Below are 18745 nucleotides of genomic sequence, written 5' to 3'. Positions count from 1 at the left end.
AAAAAGATCTTTAAGGACGATGACATCCTAGTCGCAAAGCTGTCGGTCGTCTAACCGCGTTTACGACGATCACTATAGAGCGCTCAATGGAGGTTGCGCAGTGGCTTCATGCATCAATAGATCGGAAGTGTGCGAGAGCACACACTGCCACCTTCAATTACAAATTTTGGTATCACGGCTCGTATAAGGTGTTGCTATCGCGGCGAGCCGGGTATTACGGAGCGCCTTCCGTGGGAGTCCGAACGGCATGACAAATGGAAGACGGTTCCGGCTTCATACGGCACGTCTTCGCGTAAGTGTTTACATTGGTCAGTTTATTGAAAATAAGGCGCGGCAGAAAAGCTGCTCATTCCTCGATCACGCACTGCCTATATTGCAGAACGATCTACAACGAGACGCCAATGAAACGAGCAAATAAAACCTCGTATCTAACAACGGAGAATTCGAATCAAGGAGGGCTGGGATTACTAATAGGCAGACTATTAAGACGGTGGATGTTGATCGCAGCGATAGCCGGCTCGGTGATGATACTGGGCGGGCTCTACGCATTTCTCAGCGAGCCTGTCTACCAGGCAAACATCCTCATCAAGGTGGACGACACATCCGGGGCGCCCACGTCCTCAGGCCGTGACATATTGAGCAACGTCTCCGCTTCCTTCGACGCCAAGTCGAGCGCGGAAGGCGAGATGCAGATACTCGGCTCGAAGCTGATCGTTTCGCACGCAGTCGACGCACTCAAGCTCTACATCAACGCGAAGCCTCACTACTTCCCGTTGATCGGCGCATGGGTCGCGCGGTACTACAAAAGCCTTCCCTGGCCGCATTTCCTTCAGGCGGACGGTTACGCATGGGCAAACGAAGCGATCGACATCGCTTCTCTCGATGTGCCCAAAGACATGGAAGGCGCTGGCCTGTCCATTACCGCACTGGAAGACGGGCGCTATTCGCTCGACGGCGACCAGCTCGACGCCCCGGTTACCGGCAAGGTCGGCGTGACGGAGCGCTTCGACACTAAGCAAGGCGTGATCACATTGCGCGTCGACAGGCTCGTAGGAAAGCCCGGTGCCGCGTTCGACGTGGTGCGCTCGTCGCGACAGGATGTCGTCGCGGACCTTCAGAAAGCCTTGCAGATCACCGAGCAGGGTACGAAATCGAACGTCCTGAGCTTGACCTTGAGAGGCCGCGATCCTGCCAGGGTGAGCGCGACCGTCAACGAGATCGGACGCGAGTACGTTCGCCAGAACGCAGATAGAAAGGCGGTCATCGCGGCCAATTCACTCGACTTCCTGCAAAGCCAGATGCCGGCGATGAAGCAGCAGATGGAAGAGGCGGAAGCTCGCTATAACGCGTACCGCAACACGCACACGCTGCTCGACATCGGCGAGGAGAGCCGTATCGCGCTAAAGAACGCTTCCGAAGCCGAGATCCAGCTTCTCACGCTGCGACGCACCCGTTCCGAACTTTCAAGCAAGTTTCGGGCGATGCACCCGAGTATCGTCGCCGTGGACGAACAGATTGCGTCCATGCAGAATTATCTCGACGACCTCAACGAGCGCGTGAAGTCCTTGCCTGTGGACGAGCAGGGCGCTCTTCGTCTGATGCGCGAGGTCCGCGTGAGCAGCGACCTTTATTCGGAACTGCGCAAGAACATCGAGGAACTGCGGCTGATCCGCGCCGGCAAGGTGGGAGCGGCGCAACTCATCGACGCGTCGGACACTCCAAAGCACCCGATCCGCCCGATCAAGTCGCTGATCTTGCTGGTTTCCGCGCTGCTTGGCGTGCTCATCGGAGTGGGGGTCACGCTGATGCTCGATCATCTGTTCGCGGGGGTGACCGAGCCCGAAGATATCGAGGCGCAGACAGGACTCATGGTTTACGCGACTCTGCCGCTCAGTCCTAAGCAGCGCGAACTGGAAAAGCAGGCTGAGACCGAACCTGAGCGCCAGGGGCTGCTCGCGTTACGTTTTCCGGGCGACCCGACCGTCGAAAGCTTGCGTTCGTTCCGCTCTGCGTTGCAGTTCGCCATCCTTGGTGCGCGTAACAACATTGTCATGTTGGCGGGCCCGCTTCCCGAGATCGGCAAGTCGTTTGTCACGGCGAATCTGGCAACGATTCTTGCGGCGGGCGGCAAGCGTGTCCTGCTCGTGGACGGGGACCTGCGCAAGGGCCATCTGCACACGAGCTTGGGCTGCGCGCTAGCGCCGGGCCTTGCCGAGGCACTCGTCCATCCCGATTCATTCGACAAGCTCATTCAAAAACAGATTCAGCCGAACCTCGACTTTCTGCAAGCCGGGTTCTATCCGTCGAATCCGTCGGAGCTGCTCATGGGGAAAAACTTCAGCACGCTGATGATCGCAGCATCCAATCAATACGACATCGTTTTGATCGATTCGGCACCGGCGCTGGCCGTATCGGATGCGGGCATCATGGCGCCGATCGCCGGATCCATCTTCCTGGTCGCGCGCTTTGGCCAGACGAGAATCGGCGAGATAGAAGAGTCCACCAAGCGCTTCGCGCAGACCGGCGCACGAGTGAGCGGCGTGTTGCTGAACGGATTTTCTCTCCGCAGGGCCAACTATGGGCATGCAAGCCGCTACGGCAGCCATGCCTACACAGCTTACAAGTACGACGCCAGCGTGCAGTGATTGAACAAGAATCAAAAGAGCCAGGTGGTAGCACGCGCTGCCCTTGGCCTATTCCGGATGCGCGCGCGCTCGCGTCGTTACCCATGCGAGAGTGTCGCAGCAACGTCGAGCTTTGTCGGGGAGCGGGAGTTCATGGTAACAGCGTTGATGTTCCAAATTGCTCAGTGGCGAAACCGGCTGCTTCGAGCTCATCCGGATCATCTGCGAATAGCCAAAGGAGCCGCGCGCATTTCCGCATTCGTGTTAGTCGGAAAATGTGCCGGTGCTTTAAAGGAAATCGCAATTGCATATCAGTACGGCATCAGCAATGTCGTCGATGCCTATCAGTTCACCGTCACGCTCGTGACATGGTTGCCGGGCACGGTGCTGGCGGTGCTGAGTGTCGTGCTGGTGCCGGCCTTCGTCAATTTGCGCAAGAAGAGCAAGGAGCAGCAGGTGCAGTTTGTCGGCGAACTGCAGGCGGCGGCGCTCGTGACCGGCGTGATCTTTGCGATTGCGCTTTATCTCTTCTGGCCTCTGTTAATGGACACCATGGGCGGGGCGTTCGCGGCGTCGACGCGAGAGATGTGTCGCCAGCTGATGCTGGGCATGGCACCGACGGGCGTCCTCATGCTGGCGGCGAGCGTGTACGCGGCGCGGCTTCAGGCGCGTGAGAGGCACATCAATACGCTGCTCGAAGGCGTACCTGCCGCAGCGATCCTGTGCTGCGTGCTGCTAGCGGGCAACGGCGGATCGGTCCTCCCGCTGATCATAGGAACAGTCATCGGACTTGCCGTGCAGGCGCTCTGGCTGGGTGCGCTTGCTCGAAACGCGGACGGCGTTCATGGCGGGCTTAAGCTTTCCTTTCGATCGCCCGAATGGATTCGCACGTTCGGCGCAGTGAGAACCTTGATGATCGGGCAGATCGCGCTGTGCTTCTGCGCGCCGCTCGACCAGTACTTCATGGCGCACCTGGGCGAGGGCGCGAACGGTACGCTTGGCTATGCGAATCGCGTGCTTGCCTTGTTGCTCGGTATGGGAGCGATGGCCGCAGCGCGGGCAACGCTGCCCATTCTCTCGGACATCTTGCATCAAGGCGATCATGAGCGCGCCCGTAGAACCGCATTGACGTGGTCATTCGTGGCGCTTGGGGCGGGCATCGTCTGCGTCGCCGTGTCGTGGGTCGCCGCGCCGAAAGTGATCGCCTTGCTGTTCCAGCGCGGTGCCTTCACACCAGACGACACCATTGCAGTCGCGCGCGTATTTCGTTGGGGCCTGCTGCAACTGCCGTTTTACTTTGCCGTGCTCGTGTGCTCGCAGATGTTTGCGAGCGAGGGGCGCTTCAGCATCATGGCGAAGATCGCGGTAGCGGGTTTCATCGTGAAAGCCGTTGGCAACTGTCTTCTCGTGTCGAGGTTAGGCATACCCGGCGCTCAGTTATCCACCGCGATCATGTATGCCAGTACGTTCGTCGTGTGCATGGTGCTCTTGCGCATGCGGCCCGACGCTCATGAAGGGTCGACTCCCGACTGACGCTTCGCGCACATTGGTGGCCCGAAGCGCCGCGGAATGGCGGGTTCAATCATCTGTCACGAGAACAACTATCCGATGAACATCGTCCTCGTAGTGAATTCAATGGAAACCGGCGGTGCAGAGCGCGTCGCGTCGACGCTCGCCAGCTCATGGGCGGAGCGGGGCGACTCCGTGACTTTGGTTGCGACGTTCAGCGGACGCGGCAACTGTTTTTATCCGGTGTCCGACAAGGTCCGGATGGTCTATCTGGCCGACCTCGTCGGCCGCAAAGGACGTGGGCCGCTCACACTGCTAAAGCGCCTCGTCACGCTAAGAGCGCTGCTTCGCGATTTGAGAGCCGACGTGATCGTCTCGCTGCTGACCAACGTGAACATCGTCACGATCGTTTCATCTTGCGGACTTGGCATTCCTGTCATCGCATGCGAGCACAACGATCCCTCCGCGGACGGACGCTCGATGCTCTGGAAGGTGTTGTGCCGGATCGTCTATCCGCAAGCAAAGGTGTTGACGTTCCTTTCAGAGAACATTGCAGCACCGTTTCGCAAGTGGCTTCCTGGCGAGCAACGCCTCGCGGTGATACCGAATCCGATCGCGAATGAAATCTATCAGGAGAACCGTCCCGCAGCGTCGCCCGGAGCGCGCAAACGCCTCATTTCGGTGGGACGGTTGCATACGCAGAAACAATACGATTTGCTGATCAAGACCTTCGCATCGCTCGCCAGCGACTTTGCGGACTGGGACCTGTGGATCTGGGGCGAAGGTCCGGAACGCAGCGAACTCACGAAGCTGATCCACGAACTGTCCTTGACGGATCGCGTCTTCCTGCCGGGCCGGACCAGCACGCCTTGGCGGGAAATGGCGGCGGCCAATGTCTTTGTGCTCTCGTCTCGCTTCGAAGGCATGCCGATGGCCTTAATGGAAGGAATGGCGCTTGGGCTGCCCGCCGTCGCGTTCGACTGTCGCAGCGGACCAAGAGAGCTGATGCGCGGCGGTGAGGACGGGTTGCTGGTCCCTCCCGACGATGCGCATGCCATGGCAGCCGCACTACGCCGGTTGCTGTCGGACGAATGCTTGCGCGCCGAACTCGGCGAGAAGGGCGCGACATCGATCCGCGAGCGCTATTCGGTCCCGTCCGTGTTGAGTATCTGGGACAGGATTTTCACGGACATCCGCGTACGTTGAGACGTGTTATCGAGTTTCGGACGCGGCCGAGCACAGGCCGGTTTGAACCCATGCTGCAGCCAGGGCCGGCAGTGCCATCAGGAAGAGCGCAAATGATCAAGCAAAAAGTCATTCTCCTTGCGAATACAGATTGGTATCTCTACAACTTTCGTCTTCCGCTTGCAAACAAATTGCGAGACAACGGTTACGAGGTCATCCTGGTTTCGCCCGAAGGCAAGTACGGCGCCAAGCTGCAAGAACTGGGTTTCAGATGGCATGTCATGCCGATGAACCGCCGCAGCGTGAATCCGTGGCGGGAAGCCAGTCTCGTCCTTTGGCTGGCGCGTTTCTTTCAGAGGGAGAAGCCGGCGCTCGTTCACGGTTTTACCATCAAGGGTGCCGTGTACGGCTCGCTTGCTGGAAAGCTGGCGGGCGTACCGATCCGGATCAATGCGGTGGATGGCATGGGATACGTATTCACCAGTCAGGACCTGCGTGCGCGCCTGCTTCGTCCACTGGTCAGACTCGTCATGCGTTCGGCATTCAACGGTCGCAGAACGGCCATCATCCTGCAGAACTCGGATGACATAGCGCTCTTCAAGCAGGCAGGCTTAGCAGACGAGCGATCCATACGTCTCATCAAGGGCGCGGGCGTCAATTGCTTGCGCTATATCCCGCGTCCTCCGGCCGACGCCGGGCAGCGCGCGCCGCTGCGCATCCTGCTTGCCGCCCGGCTGATCTGGGAGAAGGGCATTGCCGAATATGTTGAAGCCGCGCGTCGCTTAAAGGGAGAGAGCCGGTCGGTGAAGTTCTTCCTCGCAGGTGCGCCTGACGAAGGCAACCCCGCCGCTGTCGACAAGGCGTTAATTGAAGGCTGGGTTCGCGAGGGACTCGTCGACTGGCTCGGTCACGTAAGCGACATGCCCGGCTTGTTGTCGACGATGGACGTCGTCGTCTTGCCGAGCTACTACCGGGAAGGCCTGCCCACTACCTTGATCGAGGGTGCGGCCTGCGCGCTCCCGCTCATCACGACGGATGCTCCTGGTTGCCGGGAGGTCGTCAGTCGCAATGGTGATGACGGCATTTTGATCCCTGCTCGCGACAGCAGCGCGCTCGCCGATGCGATTCGGCTACTGGACGACGACCGCGCGTTAGGCATAAAGCTGGGCCTGGCAGCGAGAAAAAAGGTCTTAAGCGAATTCGACGAAAACATCGTGCTTGGGAAAACGCTGGCGGTATATCGGGAACTCGGCGCTCAAGCGAACTGAACACTCGGTCGACGCGTGACGCGCCTCGCTGTGTGTTGCGTTTCTGTCCTTTAACCGACTCCGATAAACTGTCTTTTACCCAGGCCAACCGTTCATGAGAATAGTCCACATCACTTCGGGGCTCAGCGTGGGCGGGGCGGAAATGATGCTGTACCGCCTCATCAAGACATCCCAGCGTGAGGGCGTTCAGCACACGGTGATCTCGTTATCGTCGGTGGACATGCTGGGGGATCGAATCAGAGCGCTGGGCGTCGAGGTCAAGATTCTGGGCATGTCCCGCAGTGCGCCTAATCCCTTCCTGCTATTCAAACTCGTGCAATGGATCCTGGCTTATCGTCCGGACGTCGTGCAAACCTGGATGTATCACGCCGATCTGTTCGGCGGGATCGCCGCCTGCATGGCACGATGGGTCGTCAGGTGGCGCGGCGTTGACGCCGAACGCCTGACGCTCGCATGGGGCGTGCATCAGACCGAATTTCCGCCCTTTAGCGCAAACAAGAAGCTGGCGCTGATTGCAAGGACCTGCGCCGTGCTTTCACGATACGTTCCGGATGTGATCGTGTGCTGCGCAGAGGCGGCCAAACGCACTCACAGCGCAGGAGGCTACTGTGCACCGCGCATGCAGGTCATCCTGAACGGCTTCGATCTAGAACTCTTCAAGCCGCAGGCGCGTCAGCACGATCCCTTGCGAGCGCTCCTTGGCGTGGCTGCCGATACGCCTATCGTCGGCATAGTCGGGCGCGTCGATCCGGCCAAGGACTACGAGAATTTCATCACGGCGATCGGCAAGACATCTCGCGCATTCCCGCATTGCCACTATGTGATGATAGGAAAAGGGCTCGATGCGACAAACGTCGAGCTCACATCGCTGATTCGCAAGGCGAAGGTGGCGGACGTGTGTCATCTTCTTGGCGCGCGGGACGATGTTCATCGACTGATTCCGTTCTTCGATGTCTTTTGCCTTTCTTCCCGCAGCGAGGGACTGCCGACGGTTGTCGGCGAGGCGATGGCTTCCGGCGTTCCATGCGTGGCGACCGATGTGGGAGATACCGCGACGCTGATCGGCGCGACGGGCCATCTCGTGCCCAAGGAGGACGCCGATGCGCTGGCGTCGGGACTGATCGCATTGCTCGGCCTGAGCGATGAAGCTCGCCTCGAACTCGGCATGAAGGCCCGTCAGCGTATGCAGACACATTTCTCGATCGACACGAGCTGGCGAACCTATGAAACCGCGTATGAGCGTGTGCGCAGCTTGTTTAAAGGCAAGCCGGCGATGCAAGGCCATTCAACCGGGGAGTATTAGCGAGAATTGAAGTCGAGTCGCCATTATTTTAATGTCCATGATCTTTCTTGAAGAATGGACGAATAAATCGACTCGACGGGCATGGCATTATGAGTGTGACGTGGTTTTCTAATAGGCGAATTGCGCATTACAGAAATAAAAAGGAAGTCGAAATTCGAACGACTGTGACGCAGATTGGGCACAATCTGCGCAGCGTTTATTCGCATCGCAATTATTTCAAGCGGTAATTGGGCGTTACATCGACCTCCCGTGCGGCCCTGCCCAGCCGTCCCGCCAGACTCCCGCACTGCGAATTCATCAGACGAAATCGCTCAATCTGACCGGTCGACCTTCAACCGGGCCGGTATTCTTCTGACGTTTTCAGCGCGCAATTTACTCGTGAACTGCGGCATCTACACGCAAACGGGCCACAAACTATCAACGGTACGTTGGTAATTCATACTGATGCCTTGCCGTGTGACCGGAAAGTTTTTCTCAGGTCAAGTACTCATACAAAGCGTTTCGAAGTGTTACAAAGATCATACGTTACTACAATTGAGAGCGGTTATCCTCGCGTTTCGTTGCAAAGTGTCTGTCGCAAACGTTTTAGCGCGATTTCTTCATACAAGTAATGAGGACAGCTTTGTTTTTGTGGCCGTAATGATTCTTCTTTTTTCTAATGCGCATTCATCTACTTAAATCCCTCTATAGCTCAATCCTTCCCTCCCGTTCCTCACAAAGCACTGGTCTTTTGTCGGTAGGATTGGCGCTCGCTTTCAGTGTCACGCTCTCCGCGTGTGGCGGCGACAGCGGCGCAAGCGACGCAGTCGACTCCACGGTCAAAGCGACCAAAGCCGCTGCGACCTCCACTCAGCCGTTCACGGCACCAACCCTCGTTAATCCGATCAATCCGCAGCAATACGGCGCAAAATGCGACGGCGTGACGGACGACTCCAAAGCCTTCCAGTCCGCAGTTAATGCCGGAGACGTAAAAGTCCCCGCCTCAAAGACGTGCTTGATCAATAAGACCGTCAATATCACGACCAGCTATCGACACATCGAATGTGCGGCTGGCGCTGTTATCAAACAGACGAACCCGTATGCGGGAAATGTCTTCCGTGTGTTTTCACCGTCGGGCGCATCGCTCAGCGGCGACAGCATTGTGAACTGCACATTTGTCGGTGCTAATTCGGTAGCGCCGAAGTATTACAACAACGACGACCGTCACTGGAACATTGCCGTCCAGACGGGCGACCGCGTCAGCAACTTCCTGCTCGCCGGAAACACGTTCAAGCAGTTCTTTGGACAAACAGCCTTCCAGACCTACGGTACGGTGGACGGCGGTAGCGGCGACCGTGTCGAATACAACACGTTCCAGAGCTGTGGCTACTACGGTCCGGCGTTCGTTGCGCACCGAAATGGCTACATGGGTCACAACAAGCTGATCGATTGCGCAATGGGCGTGGAGAATGACAACGCCTCGCAGAATACCGGCGGAAACGTCATCGAATACAACACCCTGACGGCCGTCCACGGTTATGGCGCGCCGGACATGAACAATTCGGTCATGTTGACGGGCGGCGTTGCTGGCAACGCGAACTATTCGACGAACATTGTCCGTAACAACACGGTCTCGGGTGTCAGCGATTCCGCGGCGTTCCAGCGTGCGGGTCTGCCCAGCGCGATCTGGCAACGGGCGACGGCCGGTGCAGCACAGTATCAGAACAACACCTGCTCGTCGGGCTGCCAGACGTATCGGTAACCGGGCGCCTTTCAGCGCGGTGAGAAGCGATCGTTCCTGATCCTTCTGCGCCGCGCGACTTGAGGGCAAACGCAAGGTTGTCGGCGCATCTACGCTAATCAAGCGTGATGCGCCGTTTTTTATGTGCGCGTGCTTTGCGCTCGCCGCGGTTCACTGGCCGTCAGTCGGCACTTCTGTTTCGAGCCGAACTTCGGCCACGCCGATGACCTTGCCCTTTGGAGCGTTGTTGCCGCTCACGCGAACCAGCGTGACGACCATCTGAGCCGTGGCCGGCACACCGAGATTCGCGAGCACTTCGTTGGCGCGGAACTTGATTTCGCCACCGCCGTGATGCGTTGCACCTGCAATCTCGAACGGGCCAAGCGTGCCTAGAAAGTACTTCGACAGATCGGTGTCCGGAAGCGGTCCGGCCGGCAAGTTGAGGTACACGTTATAAAAGTAGCCGCCTTTCTTGCCCAATCCGGTGACGGACAAGCCATCCATCACGACATTGATCACCGTCGCGGACGAAGGGGCCGCTTCCGTCGTCGCTGCTGCTGCGGGTGCCGCCGCCACCAGTCCCCTCAGCTTCGTGGTGTCGGCCGCCTGCACAGGCAACGCGATGCTCACCGAGTTGTCGGCAACGTTGAGGTTCTTGACGCCCCCGAGCGAGCGCCGGTTGGCTGTGATCGATTTGGCCGGCGAAGTCGTCAGCGCAGTCAGCGGCGGCCGGCTCATGAGCGGAGCAACCTGAGCCTGAACACGCACGATGTGGCCAGCATTGGCCTGCCGAGGCAAGGCGGTCGGGCGAGTGAGATTCGCATAGTCATAGCCGAGGCCCGTCGTGTCGTATGTTTGCGTCTTGGCGATGCTGACGTTTGGACCGTAAGTGAAACTTCCATTCCAGTAACGGTTGTTCCGCGCAGGCATGGTGCCGCCGGTGAGCGACCACGCGCGCCAGAGGCGGTCGATGTTCGAATGATGCAGGAAAAAAATTGGATCCATGGGCGAAATCATGTCGGCCATGTAGCCGCCGATCAAGTCATGCACCGGATTGTGCGGCGCATCTTCAAGCGAAGCCTCGAACGAATTCGCCGTGCCGCGCTGAAAGTTTTTGACGCTCGCTGCGAAAGGGGTCAGCGACAGCGCGTTATAGACATTCGTGCCCGTGCGAGACACATAGAGCGGATTTTTGCTTGCAGGATCGGTGAATTCGCTTGGAATGTTCGGATTGGCGTAATAATCCCAATAAGGCAGCGTCAATCCAGTGTCAGCGGACACGGTCCGCAACCATTGCTCGAAGTGGTAGATATAGCCGCGATGCCAGGCGAGAAAATAGGCGATGCCATGCGGGCAATAGTTGACATGGGCGTTGACCCAAAACTGCCACGACGACGGTGAGTTCGCGTTGCTATTCCTTTTCATGACGCTCACGGCAGTCAGGAAGGACGAAAGGTGCCCTGACGTTTTGAAATCTTGCCATTCGAGCCGCTTTAAGGTTGCTGCCTCTGAAGTGATCGGAAGAGTCAGCATTGCCACTGCGGCGGCCGATTCCTTTAGGAAGTCCCGCCGGCCGTTCTTCGTTAGTGTCATAGAGCCCCCAGGAGGAGATGTCCTTTTCAGGTTAATCAGCAATTCATCGCTGGCGCAGGACGCGTTGGCATTTCTTTTGATTCGTCTTACGCCAATTTGAATCGTAAGCCTGGGAGATCAAGGAAGGGATCGGCCGAAAGGCAAACGTTTGCGGGTGGCCGGGAAATCTGCTTTAGAAGTGACTCGAGGTCACATCAACCCAGGGTGGTGACAGCGTATCCACATTCACTTGAGCGCTATGTGCGCATGGACACATTCAACCATTAGTTTGAACGCTATAAAGACCCGTCTTGCTTACGCTTTCGACCATCCTGCAAAGAGCAGATGGTTCGGGTAACGTACGAACATAAGCGGCCGTTCCACTCGATGCTTGTCTATCAGTGGGTGTCGTTCGAATTGAGACTTCGCCGACGCGTCGATGTGCAAACGTCTGCAGTATCTGAGGCGATGCCCGTTTGTGTATGAAACGCTCAACCCAGTCGCATACCAGCCGTAAGTTCAATGGGGCATTCCATGAATACGACGACGATCTCGAGCTTCAAGACGCGGGTCAAGCGCAAGATAAAGTGGCCGTTGATCGCCGCTGTCGCAGCATTGCCCGACTGGGCGCAAACGCTGTTGTTCGTACCGGTGATTCGCCGCCTTGGGGAACGCGTTCCTGTATTGCGTGTGGTGTACAGCGGATGCTATCGCACGCATCCCATCGACCGGAGACTCGGCACCGATACAGGCGGAATCTATCCGCCGGAGTCGCTCAGCGGCACGGGCGTGGGAGCGGGAAACCTGCCTTATATGGGATCGCAACCGAGCATCGTGCGTCGGGCACTGGAGCAGGTCGGCGACGTCCGAGGGCGGACGTTCATCGATATCGGCTGCGGCAAGGGACGGCCGATGATCGTTGCCACCGAATTTCCCTTTGAAGCGGTCCTCGGCTACGATCTCGCCGCGCCGCTGGTCGAGATCGCGAACAGCAACGCAGCGATCGTGGCGCGCCGGTTTCCCCAAAGAACACCGATGCGCGCTTTCGTGGAGAATGCGCTCGAACTCAAGTTCTCGAAGGGCAGGCTCGTCATCTTCCTGTTCAATCCGTTCGGCGCCGCGCTCATGACGACGCTCCTGCACAATCTCGAGAAGGGGCTCGCGGACGGCACCATCGAAGAGATGACGGTGGTCTATATCTATCCTGTCTGCGCGCATGTGTTCGATCAATCGAAGAGGCTGACGAGGCAATTCGCCCTATCCATGCCCTACGCCTCGGACGAGATCGGCTACGGCACCGAAGCGCAACAGGACGTGATCATCTGGAACAGTGTGCCGCAGCGGTAAATGCGCGCCGCGAAACCCAACGTGCGCCGCGCAATACGACTTGCCGCGCACGACATATAAAACGCTAAAGACTGTGGCGACAGACCCGGCAACGGTGGACGAAGCGGCGCCGCGCGTCGAACTGTGCATCGGTCGGGCCGCCGCTCCCTTCATCGCCACGCTTTGACGCAGGCCAACACCCAGTTTCCCCCCGCTCCAAAACCCTGCCCGCCCGCTCCGCAATTCAGGAGGACGGCGCTCGATCGACCTCGCCATCGGCCGGAACAAGCGCCGAAAGAAGTTAAACAAGTTCGACGGAAGCCGCTTCGGGTATATCCCGAGACGTCGCCGCAAACGTCCGCCGGCAAAGCGACAAAGCCCCGCGAAGCCTTGTTTGACGGCCCACTCGACAAGGCGCATTTGCTTGACAGCAGCTTACGCGGTTAGCTATTTTCTGAGGTTTCAGAAGTACAAGAATGCCGGCGTAAGAATCGACCGGTCGCTTATCAAACGAAAAGAGTGAGGAGACACCATGAAGTTGCGTTCAACGTTGTCAGTCAGGATGGCGGCGCTGTGCGTCGCGATGAGCGCAGTGATGGCGACGGCCGCCCATGCGGCGGACCCCGTGTCGATCAATGTCGTCGATGTCGCGGGCAACCTGCAACTGACGCAAAAGGCCTTCGAGGCGTTCAAGGCGAAGAACCCGAATCTCGTCGCCAACATCACGTTCACGAATGCGCCCGCGCCGCAACTGCCCGGCAAGATCAAGGCGATGCAGGCCGCGGGCCGCTCGGACATCGATCTCGTGCTGACAGGCACCGATGCGCTCGCCGCCGGTATTCAGCAGGGGCTTTGGGAAAAGCTACTGCCCGAACAATCCGCCGCGTTCCCCGGCGTGCTCGACAAGTACGCGCCCGGTCCGCGCAAGATGCAGGACGTGGCACAAGGCTACGGGCTCGAAGTGACGTACATGCCGGCCGGGCCGCTGCTCGAATACAACCCGGCGAAGGTCACGGACGTGCCGAAGACGCCCGACCAGCTGCTCGCGTGGTGCAAGGCGCATCCGAACAAGCTGATCTACGCGCGTCCGGCGAATTCCGGACCGGGCCGCACGTTCCTGATGGGCCTGCCGTATGTACTCGGCGACAAGGACCCGACCGATCCGGTCAACGGCTGGGACAAGACCTGGGCGTTCCTCAAGCAACTGAACGACTGCATTCCGTACTACCCGGGCGGCACGTCGGCGGTCATGAAGGAACTGGGCGAAGGCACGCGCGACATGACCGTCACCGTGACGGGCTGGGACATCAACCCGCGCGCACTCGGTATCGTGCCGGCGGAGTTCAAGGTGCAGGCGTTCGACAACATGACCTGGGTGAACGATGCCCACTACATGGTGATCCCGAAGGGCGTGCCGAAGGAAAAGCTCGACGTGCTCTACAAGCTGATGAACTTCATGCTCGAACCGGCCCAGCAGGCGATGACCTATGACGACGGTTATTTCTATCCGGGCCCGGCGGTGAAGAACGTGCCGATCGAATCCGCGCCGGCGAAGAGCCAGGAAGTGATCCAGAAGTTCGGCCGCCCCGAGTATGCGAAGCTGCTGGCGGACCGTCCGCACGTCGTGCCGCTCAACGCCGCCGCGATGGTCGCCGCGTTCCAGAAGTGGGACCGCGAGATCGGCGCACAAAAGACCAAGTAAAGGCGCCGGAGCATCACACACGCGCGGGCGGCTGTCGTCTCGACCAAATTGGGGACGACAGCCGCCGCGTCATCGGGAAAATGTCATGAAGCATTCGTTTGAACAGTTGCGCCTCGACTCCGTGTCGCGCAGCTTCACCAACGCCGAAGGCGTGCAACTCGCGGCGTTGCGCGGACTCGACCTCGACATCCGGCGCGGCGAATTCATCGCGCTGCTCGGCCCTTCGGGCTGCGGCAAGTCGACCGCGCTCAACTGCATCGCCGGATTGCAGCCGCTGACAGGCGGCGGCATCTGGCTCGACAGCGATCGCATCGACGTGTTGCCGCCCGAGAAGCGCGGCTTCGGCATGGTGTTCCAGAACTACGCGCTGTTCCCGCACATGTCGGTGCTGGAGAACGTCGGATTCGGCTTGAAGATGCGCGGCGTGCCGAAAGCGGAAGCCGTGAAGCGCGCCAAGGCCGCCTTGCAACTCGTGCAACTGAGCGGACACGACGCCAAGCTGCCCGGCCAGCTCTCGGGCGGCCAGCAGCAGCGCGTCGCGATCGCGCGCGCGATCGTGATCGAGCCGCCGCTCGTGCTGATGGACGAACCGCTCTCGAATCTCGATACCAAGCTGCGCATCGAGATGCGCGCGGAAATCCGCCGCATCCACGGCAAGCTCGAACGCGCCACGATCTACGTGACGCACGATCAGGACGAGGCGTTGTCGATGGCCGATCGCATCGTCGTGATGAAGGAGGGCGTCGTGCAGCAGGTCGCGCCGCCGAAAGAAGTCTATTCGCGGCCGAAGAACCTGCACGTCGCGCGCTTCATGGGCTTTCGCAATGTCGCGAGCTTCACGCTCGAAGGCACGCAGGGCGAGGGCGTCGCGGTGACGGCCAACGGCGTGCGCCTGCTGGGCACGCCGATGGAGGGTTTCAACAGCAAGAGCGTGAGCGTCGCGCTGCGTCCCGAGGACATGGAACGCGCCGCGCCGGGCACCGAAAACGCTTTCGACGCGCAAGTCGAAACCGTCGAATACGGCGGACGCGATTCGCTGATTCGCGTGACGAGCGCGTTCGGCAAGCTGTGGGCGCGTCTGCCGGGCGAATTCGCCGAAGGCGAGCGCGTCACGCTGCGCGTCGCGCCGTCGCGCACGCTCGTCTACGACGGAGAAGCGCAATGAGCACCGTTGCGCTGCCTGTCCGGCGCGATCCAAAGGGCTGGCTCGTCACGCCCGCGCTCTTCTTCATCGTCGCGCTCTTCATCTATCCGTTCGCCTACGGGCTCGTGCTGTCGTTCACGCCGATGAACGGCGGCGGCGTGCTCGCCAACTACATCACGTTCTTCACCGACACCGCGATGTGGCCGACGATCCTCGTCACGCTCAAGCTCGCCGTGCCCGCGACGCTGATCAACGTCGGCGTGTCGGTGCCGGTCGCGTTCGCGCTGCGGCGCAATTCGCCGTACCAGAAGTTCGTGACGACGCTGCTCGTAATTCCGGTGACGCTCGGCACGGTCTTGATCGCCGACGGCATGCTCACGTACTTTGGCCCGAACGGCTGGTTCCCGCAGGCGTTGCAGGGGCTGCATCTCTATACCGACGAAGTCCGCCTCACGCACAACTACTGGGGCGTGCTGATCTCGCTGATCGTATCGGGCTTTCCGTTCGCGTTCCTGCTGACGCTCTCCTACGTGACGGGCATCGACCCGACGCTCGCGCGCGCGGCCGCGACGCTCGGCGCGAATCCGTGGCAGCAGTTCCGCCAGATCTACCTGCCGCTCTTGCTTCCGGGCCTCACGATGACCGCGTGTCTGTCGTTCGTGCAGGCGTTCTCGGTGTTTCCGTCGGCGGTCTTGCTCGGCGCGCCGGCCGGTCCGACGCGCGTCATTTCGATCGCCGCCGCCGAGGCCGCGTTCGAAAGCTACGACTATTCGCTTGCCTCGACGATCGCGATCATCATGGGCTTCGTGCAACTGCTGGTCGTCGGCGCGATGCTCGGCGCACGGCGCTTTTTCTATACCGGTCCGGTGACGGGAGGCAAGGGTTAATGGCAACCGATCATCACGCGGCGCCCGCGTTGCAGGGCGTGCCCGACGCGGCGCTCGGCAATGGCGCCAAACCCGGCCGGAAGCAGCACGCGAGCGTCGCGGACCGGCTGTGGAAAGCGTTCGTCTGGTTCACGATGGGCTTTTTCCTGCTCAACGTGCTGCTCCTGATCGCGACCGTCGCGGTCAATTCGATCGCCACACGCTGGTTCGGCACGCCGTTGCCGCAGGGCTTCACGCTGCATTGGTACGCGCAGGCATGGACCGACTTCCAGCTGACGAGCGTCCTCTGGGTGACGATTCAGGTCGTCGGCGCGGTGGTGATTCTGTCGATCGTGCTCGGCGTGCCGGCCGCTTACGCGCTCGCACGCGTGCAGTTTCCCGGCAAGCGCCTCGCGATGCTGATCTTCCTGCTGCCGCTGATGGTGCCGCCCGTCACCTACGGCATTCCGATGGCGACCGTCATGTACAAGGTCGGACTCGCGGGTACATTGAGCGGCGTGATTCTCGCGAATCTGGTGCCCGCGCTGCCGTTCGTGATTCTCGTGATGACGCCGTTCATCGAGCAGATCGATCCGAACCTCGAATCGGCGGCGCGCATTTTCGGCGCGAACACCGCGCGCTATTTCCGCTACGTGCTGCTGCCGCTTCTCGTGCCCGGCATGCTCGCGGCGGGTTTGCTCGTGCTGGTGCGCACCATCGGCATGTTCGAGCTGACGTTCTTTACCGCCGGGCCTTCGACGCAGACGCTCGTCGTCGCGCTGTACTACGCGGTGTTCTCGACGGGCGTCCGAGCGCCGCAGTCCATCGATGCGATGGCGATGATCTATATGGCGATCACGCTCGTGTGGGTGCTGATCGCGCTGCAGTTCGTGAGCCCGACGCAGCTCGTCTCGCGCGTGAAGGAGCAGAAGCAGTGAAGATAGTTGCACTGGATGCGGCGTCGCGCGTGAGCATCGCTTGCGGCGCGCACACGATGGACGTTGCGCCCGCGGCGGGCGGGCGCATCACGCGCTTCTCGACGACGATGGACGATGGGCGCGTGCACGAGTGGCTCGTGCCGATCGTGGCCGAACACTGGCCGTGCGACGCGTGGCCGAAAGGCGGCTGCTATCCGCTCGTGCCGTTTTCGAATCGCGTGCGCGACGCGCGCTTCACGGCGCCGGACGGCACGCGCGTCGCGCTCTCGACGTTTCCGGGCGCCGCTCACGCGCTGCACGGCTTCGGCCAGTACGCTGCGTGGACGATAGCGCAGCATCGCGCCGACGAAATCGTGCTGCACTACGCGCATCGCGCGGGCGACGAAGGCTGGCCGTGGGCGTTCGAAGCCACCCAGACCTTCACGCTGAACAATTCGGGCGCGCGGCTAGCGATGCGCGTCGTGAACCGTTCCGCGCAGCCGATGCCGCTCGGTTTCGGTTTTCATCCGTATTTTGGCGCGCAGTCGGCGGAACTCGACACGCAGGTGCTGTGGCGCCACGAAGAAGAAATCGCGATCGAGCCGACGCCCGGCGTGCCGGCGCGCTATCACGAACGCGAAGAAGCGGGCTACACGCGCTATCTCGGCGGCTGGGACGGACATGCGACGCTGTATTACCCAGGCGGAGCGACGCTCGCTCTGAAGGCGTCGGAGGCGCTGTCGCACGCCGTCGTGCATTGCCCGGCGGGCGCGGGCTATCTGTGTGTCGAGCCGGTCTCGCACGTGAGCGACGGCTTCAACCTGCATGCGAAGGGACTGCCCCGCACGGGCGTCGAGTTCATTGAGCCAGGTAGTGAAAGACAGGCGTGGCTCGCGCTGGAAACCGGCGTCCGCCCGGGCGCGCACGACGACGGCGCCGCCGCGTAGCCGCTTCGACCGTATCGGCACGCGACGCACGCGATGCACGCGCCGGCATGACACCCCGCGCGACGAGGCAATGGTCCTGGTTCATCACACACCTCCTTGCCGGGTGGCCGGCGCCGAAAAGAACGCTTCGACGAGATCGACGATCCGCCACGTCGAGCACGGCCTTCTGCAATGCGCATCGAAGCCGGCATCCTTGAGCGTCTCGACGGGGTCCGCCGGCCAGACGCCGCTCATCGCAACGAGCAACCGTCCGGTGATGTCCGCGTCCATGCGCAGCGTGCGGATGAAGACATAGCCCGACTCGCTGTCGAGGCTCGTATCGAGGACCAGCGCCTGCGGCTTCCAGTTCTGGACGAGCGAACGCACCGACTTCAGGTCCTGCGAATGGATGACCTCCAGACCCTTCAGCCGCAGCATCACGGCGAGCGACTCGGCGATCGACTTGTCCTTGTGCGCGATCAGGACGCGCCGGGTCGCGTTATGGGTTCGCACCCTCTTGATGCTCCACAACGCAAAATGCTTTTCCTGTTCGGCAGGTGATCGGCTGGTCATGCGCGTCTCCGTGATGCGGTGGATCGGATGAGCGCATTGTCGGCCGGTCACGCCGCGCGCAAAACCCGCAGCGAGAAGGGGCGAAGCGATCGAGAAGAGGGAGGCGACAT

At 60.4% G+C, this 18745-nt stretch carries 14 protein-coding genes; 12 read left to right on the top strand and 2 right to left on the bottom strand.

Annotation, left to right across the window (positions count from 1 at the left end):
* Positions 1-401 precede the first annotated feature (401 nt).
* The 6 genes from AWB66_RS08990 (at position 402) to AWB66_RS08965 (ending at position 9630) form a co-directional block, all read left to right on the top strand.
* Positions 402-2645, top strand: a complete 2244-nt coding sequence (locus AWB66_RS08990) for a polysaccharide biosynthesis tyrosine autokinase (RefSeq protein ID WP_087629929.1) — start codon at positions 402-404, stop codon at positions 2643-2645.
* Complete coding sequence (gene murJ, locus AWB66_RS08985) at positions 2646-4157, top strand: murein biosynthesis integral membrane protein MurJ (RefSeq protein WP_235021051.1); 1512 nt, start codon at positions 2646-2648, stop codon at positions 4155-4157.
* 75 nt (positions 4158-4232) lie between these two features.
* Positions 4233-5339, top strand: a complete 1107-nt coding sequence (locus AWB66_RS08980; protein WP_087630017.1) for a glycosyltransferase family 4 protein — start codon at positions 4233-4235, stop codon at positions 5337-5339.
* A 92-nt stretch (positions 5340-5431) separates the two neighbouring features.
* Positions 5432-6586, top strand: a complete 1155-nt coding sequence (locus AWB66_RS08975; protein ID WP_087629928.1) for a glycosyltransferase family 4 protein — start codon at positions 5432-5434, stop codon at positions 6584-6586.
* A gap of 94 nt (positions 6587-6680) precedes the next feature.
* Entirely contained in the window at positions 6681-7889 is a 1209-nt protein-coding gene (locus AWB66_RS08970; protein ID WP_235021050.1) for a glycosyltransferase, read from the top strand.
* 742 nt (positions 7890-8631) lie between these two features.
* Positions 8632-9630 (top strand): hypothetical protein, encoded by a 999-nt coding sequence (locus AWB66_RS08965; protein ID WP_125469691.1) that lies wholly within the window; start codon positions 8632-8634, stop codon positions 9628-9630.
* A gap of 150 nt (positions 9631-9780) precedes the next feature.
* Here AWB66_RS08965 and AWB66_RS08960 read toward each other — a convergent pair whose 3' ends face one another.
* The gene (locus AWB66_RS08960; RefSeq protein ID WP_087629925.1) at positions 9781-11202 is read right to left on the bottom strand and encodes a tyrosinase family protein; all 1422 of its coding nucleotides are present in this window, start codon (positions 11200-11202) and stop codon (positions 9781-9783) included.
* Between the two features lie 513 nt (positions 11203-11715).
* Between AWB66_RS08960 and AWB66_RS08955 the strand changes: the two genes are divergently transcribed.
* The 6 genes from AWB66_RS08955 to AWB66_RS08930 all read left to right on the top strand — a co-directional run bounded on the left by AWB66_RS08955 (position 11716) and on the right by AWB66_RS08930 (position 18083).
* Positions 11716-12528: a class I SAM-dependent methyltransferase gene (locus AWB66_RS08955; protein WP_125469690.1), complete on the top strand. Its 813-nt coding sequence runs from the start codon at positions 11716-11718 to the stop codon at positions 12526-12528.
* A gap of 541 nt (positions 12529-13069) precedes the next feature.
* Complete coding sequence (locus AWB66_RS08950) at positions 13070-14209, top strand: ABC transporter substrate-binding protein (RefSeq protein ID WP_407642278.1); 1140 nt, start codon at positions 13070-13072, stop codon at positions 14207-14209.
* Positions 14210-14294: 85 nt separating this feature from the next.
* Entirely contained in the window at positions 14295-15374 is a 1080-nt protein-coding gene (locus tag AWB66_RS08945; RefSeq protein WP_087629922.1) for an ABC transporter ATP-binding protein, read from the top strand.
* Positions 15371-16240, top strand: a complete 870-nt coding sequence (locus AWB66_RS08940; protein ID WP_087629921.1) for an ABC transporter permease — start codon at positions 15371-15373, stop codon at positions 16238-16240. The genes AWB66_RS08945 and AWB66_RS08940 overlap by 4 nt, the downstream gene beginning before the upstream one ends.
* Positions 16240-17157 (top strand): ABC transporter permease, encoded by a 918-nt coding sequence (locus AWB66_RS08935; RefSeq protein ID WP_087629920.1) that lies wholly within the window; start codon positions 16240-16242, stop codon positions 17155-17157. Before AWB66_RS08940 ends, AWB66_RS08935 begins: the two co-directional genes overlap by 1 nt.
* Entirely contained in the window at positions 17154-18083 is a 930-nt protein-coding gene (locus AWB66_RS08930) for an aldose epimerase family protein (RefSeq protein ID WP_235021048.1), read from the top strand. Before AWB66_RS08935 ends, AWB66_RS08930 begins: the two co-directional genes overlap by 4 nt.
* An 84-nt stretch (positions 18084-18167) precedes the next feature.
* On the opposite strand, the gene AWB66_RS08925 is transcribed toward AWB66_RS08930, so the two are convergent.
* Entirely contained in the window at positions 18168-18635 is a 468-nt protein-coding gene (locus AWB66_RS08925; protein ID WP_087629919.1) for a response regulator, read from the bottom strand.
* Between the last annotated feature and the right edge of the window lie 110 nt (positions 18636-18745).

The organism is Caballeronia telluris, from assembly GCF_001544495.1.
Taxonomy (GTDB): domain Bacteria; phylum Pseudomonadota; class Gammaproteobacteria; order Burkholderiales; family Burkholderiaceae; genus Caballeronia; species Caballeronia telluris.
Note: the sequence above shows the minus strand (reverse complement) of the source record. Positions and strands in the feature narration are given on the sequence as shown.

Coding starts and splice junctions, on each gene's coding strand:
- AWB66_RS08975 (WP_087629928.1), top strand. CDS start 5,432: ATGATCAAGCAAAAAGTCATTCTCCTTGCGAATACAGATTGGTATCTC.
- AWB66_RS08970 (WP_235021050.1), top strand. CDS start 6,681: ATGAGAATAGTCCACATCACTTCGGGGCTCAGCGTGGGCGGGGCGGAA.
- AWB66_RS08950 (WP_407642278.1), top strand. CDS start 13,070: ATGGCGGCGCTGTGCGTCGCGATGAGCGCAGTGATGGCGACGGCCGCC.
- AWB66_RS08990 (WP_087629929.1), top strand. CDS start 402: ATGAAACGAGCAAATAAAACCTCGTATCTAACAACGGAGAATTCGAAT.
- AWB66_RS08935 (WP_087629920.1), top strand. CDS start 16,240: ATGGCAACCGATCATCACGCGGCGCCCGCGTTGCAGGGCGTGCCCGAC.
- AWB66_RS08960 (WP_087629925.1), bottom strand. CDS start 11,202: ATGACACTAACGAAGAACGGCCGGCGGGACTTCCTAAAGGAATCGGCC.
- AWB66_RS08925 (WP_087629919.1), bottom strand. CDS start 18,635: ATGACCAGCCGATCACCTGCCGAACAGGAAAAGCATTTTGCGTTGTGG.
- AWB66_RS08940 (WP_087629921.1), top strand. CDS start 15,371: ATGAGCACCGTTGCGCTGCCTGTCCGGCGCGATCCAAAGGGCTGGCTC.
- AWB66_RS08945 (WP_087629922.1), top strand. CDS start 14,295: ATGAAGCATTCGTTTGAACAGTTGCGCCTCGACTCCGTGTCGCGCAGC.
- AWB66_RS08955 (WP_125469690.1), top strand. CDS start 11,716: ATGAATACGACGACGATCTCGAGCTTCAAGACGCGGGTCAAGCGCAAG.
- AWB66_RS08980 (WP_087630017.1), top strand. CDS start 4,233: ATGAACATCGTCCTCGTAGTGAATTCAATGGAAACCGGCGGTGCAGAG.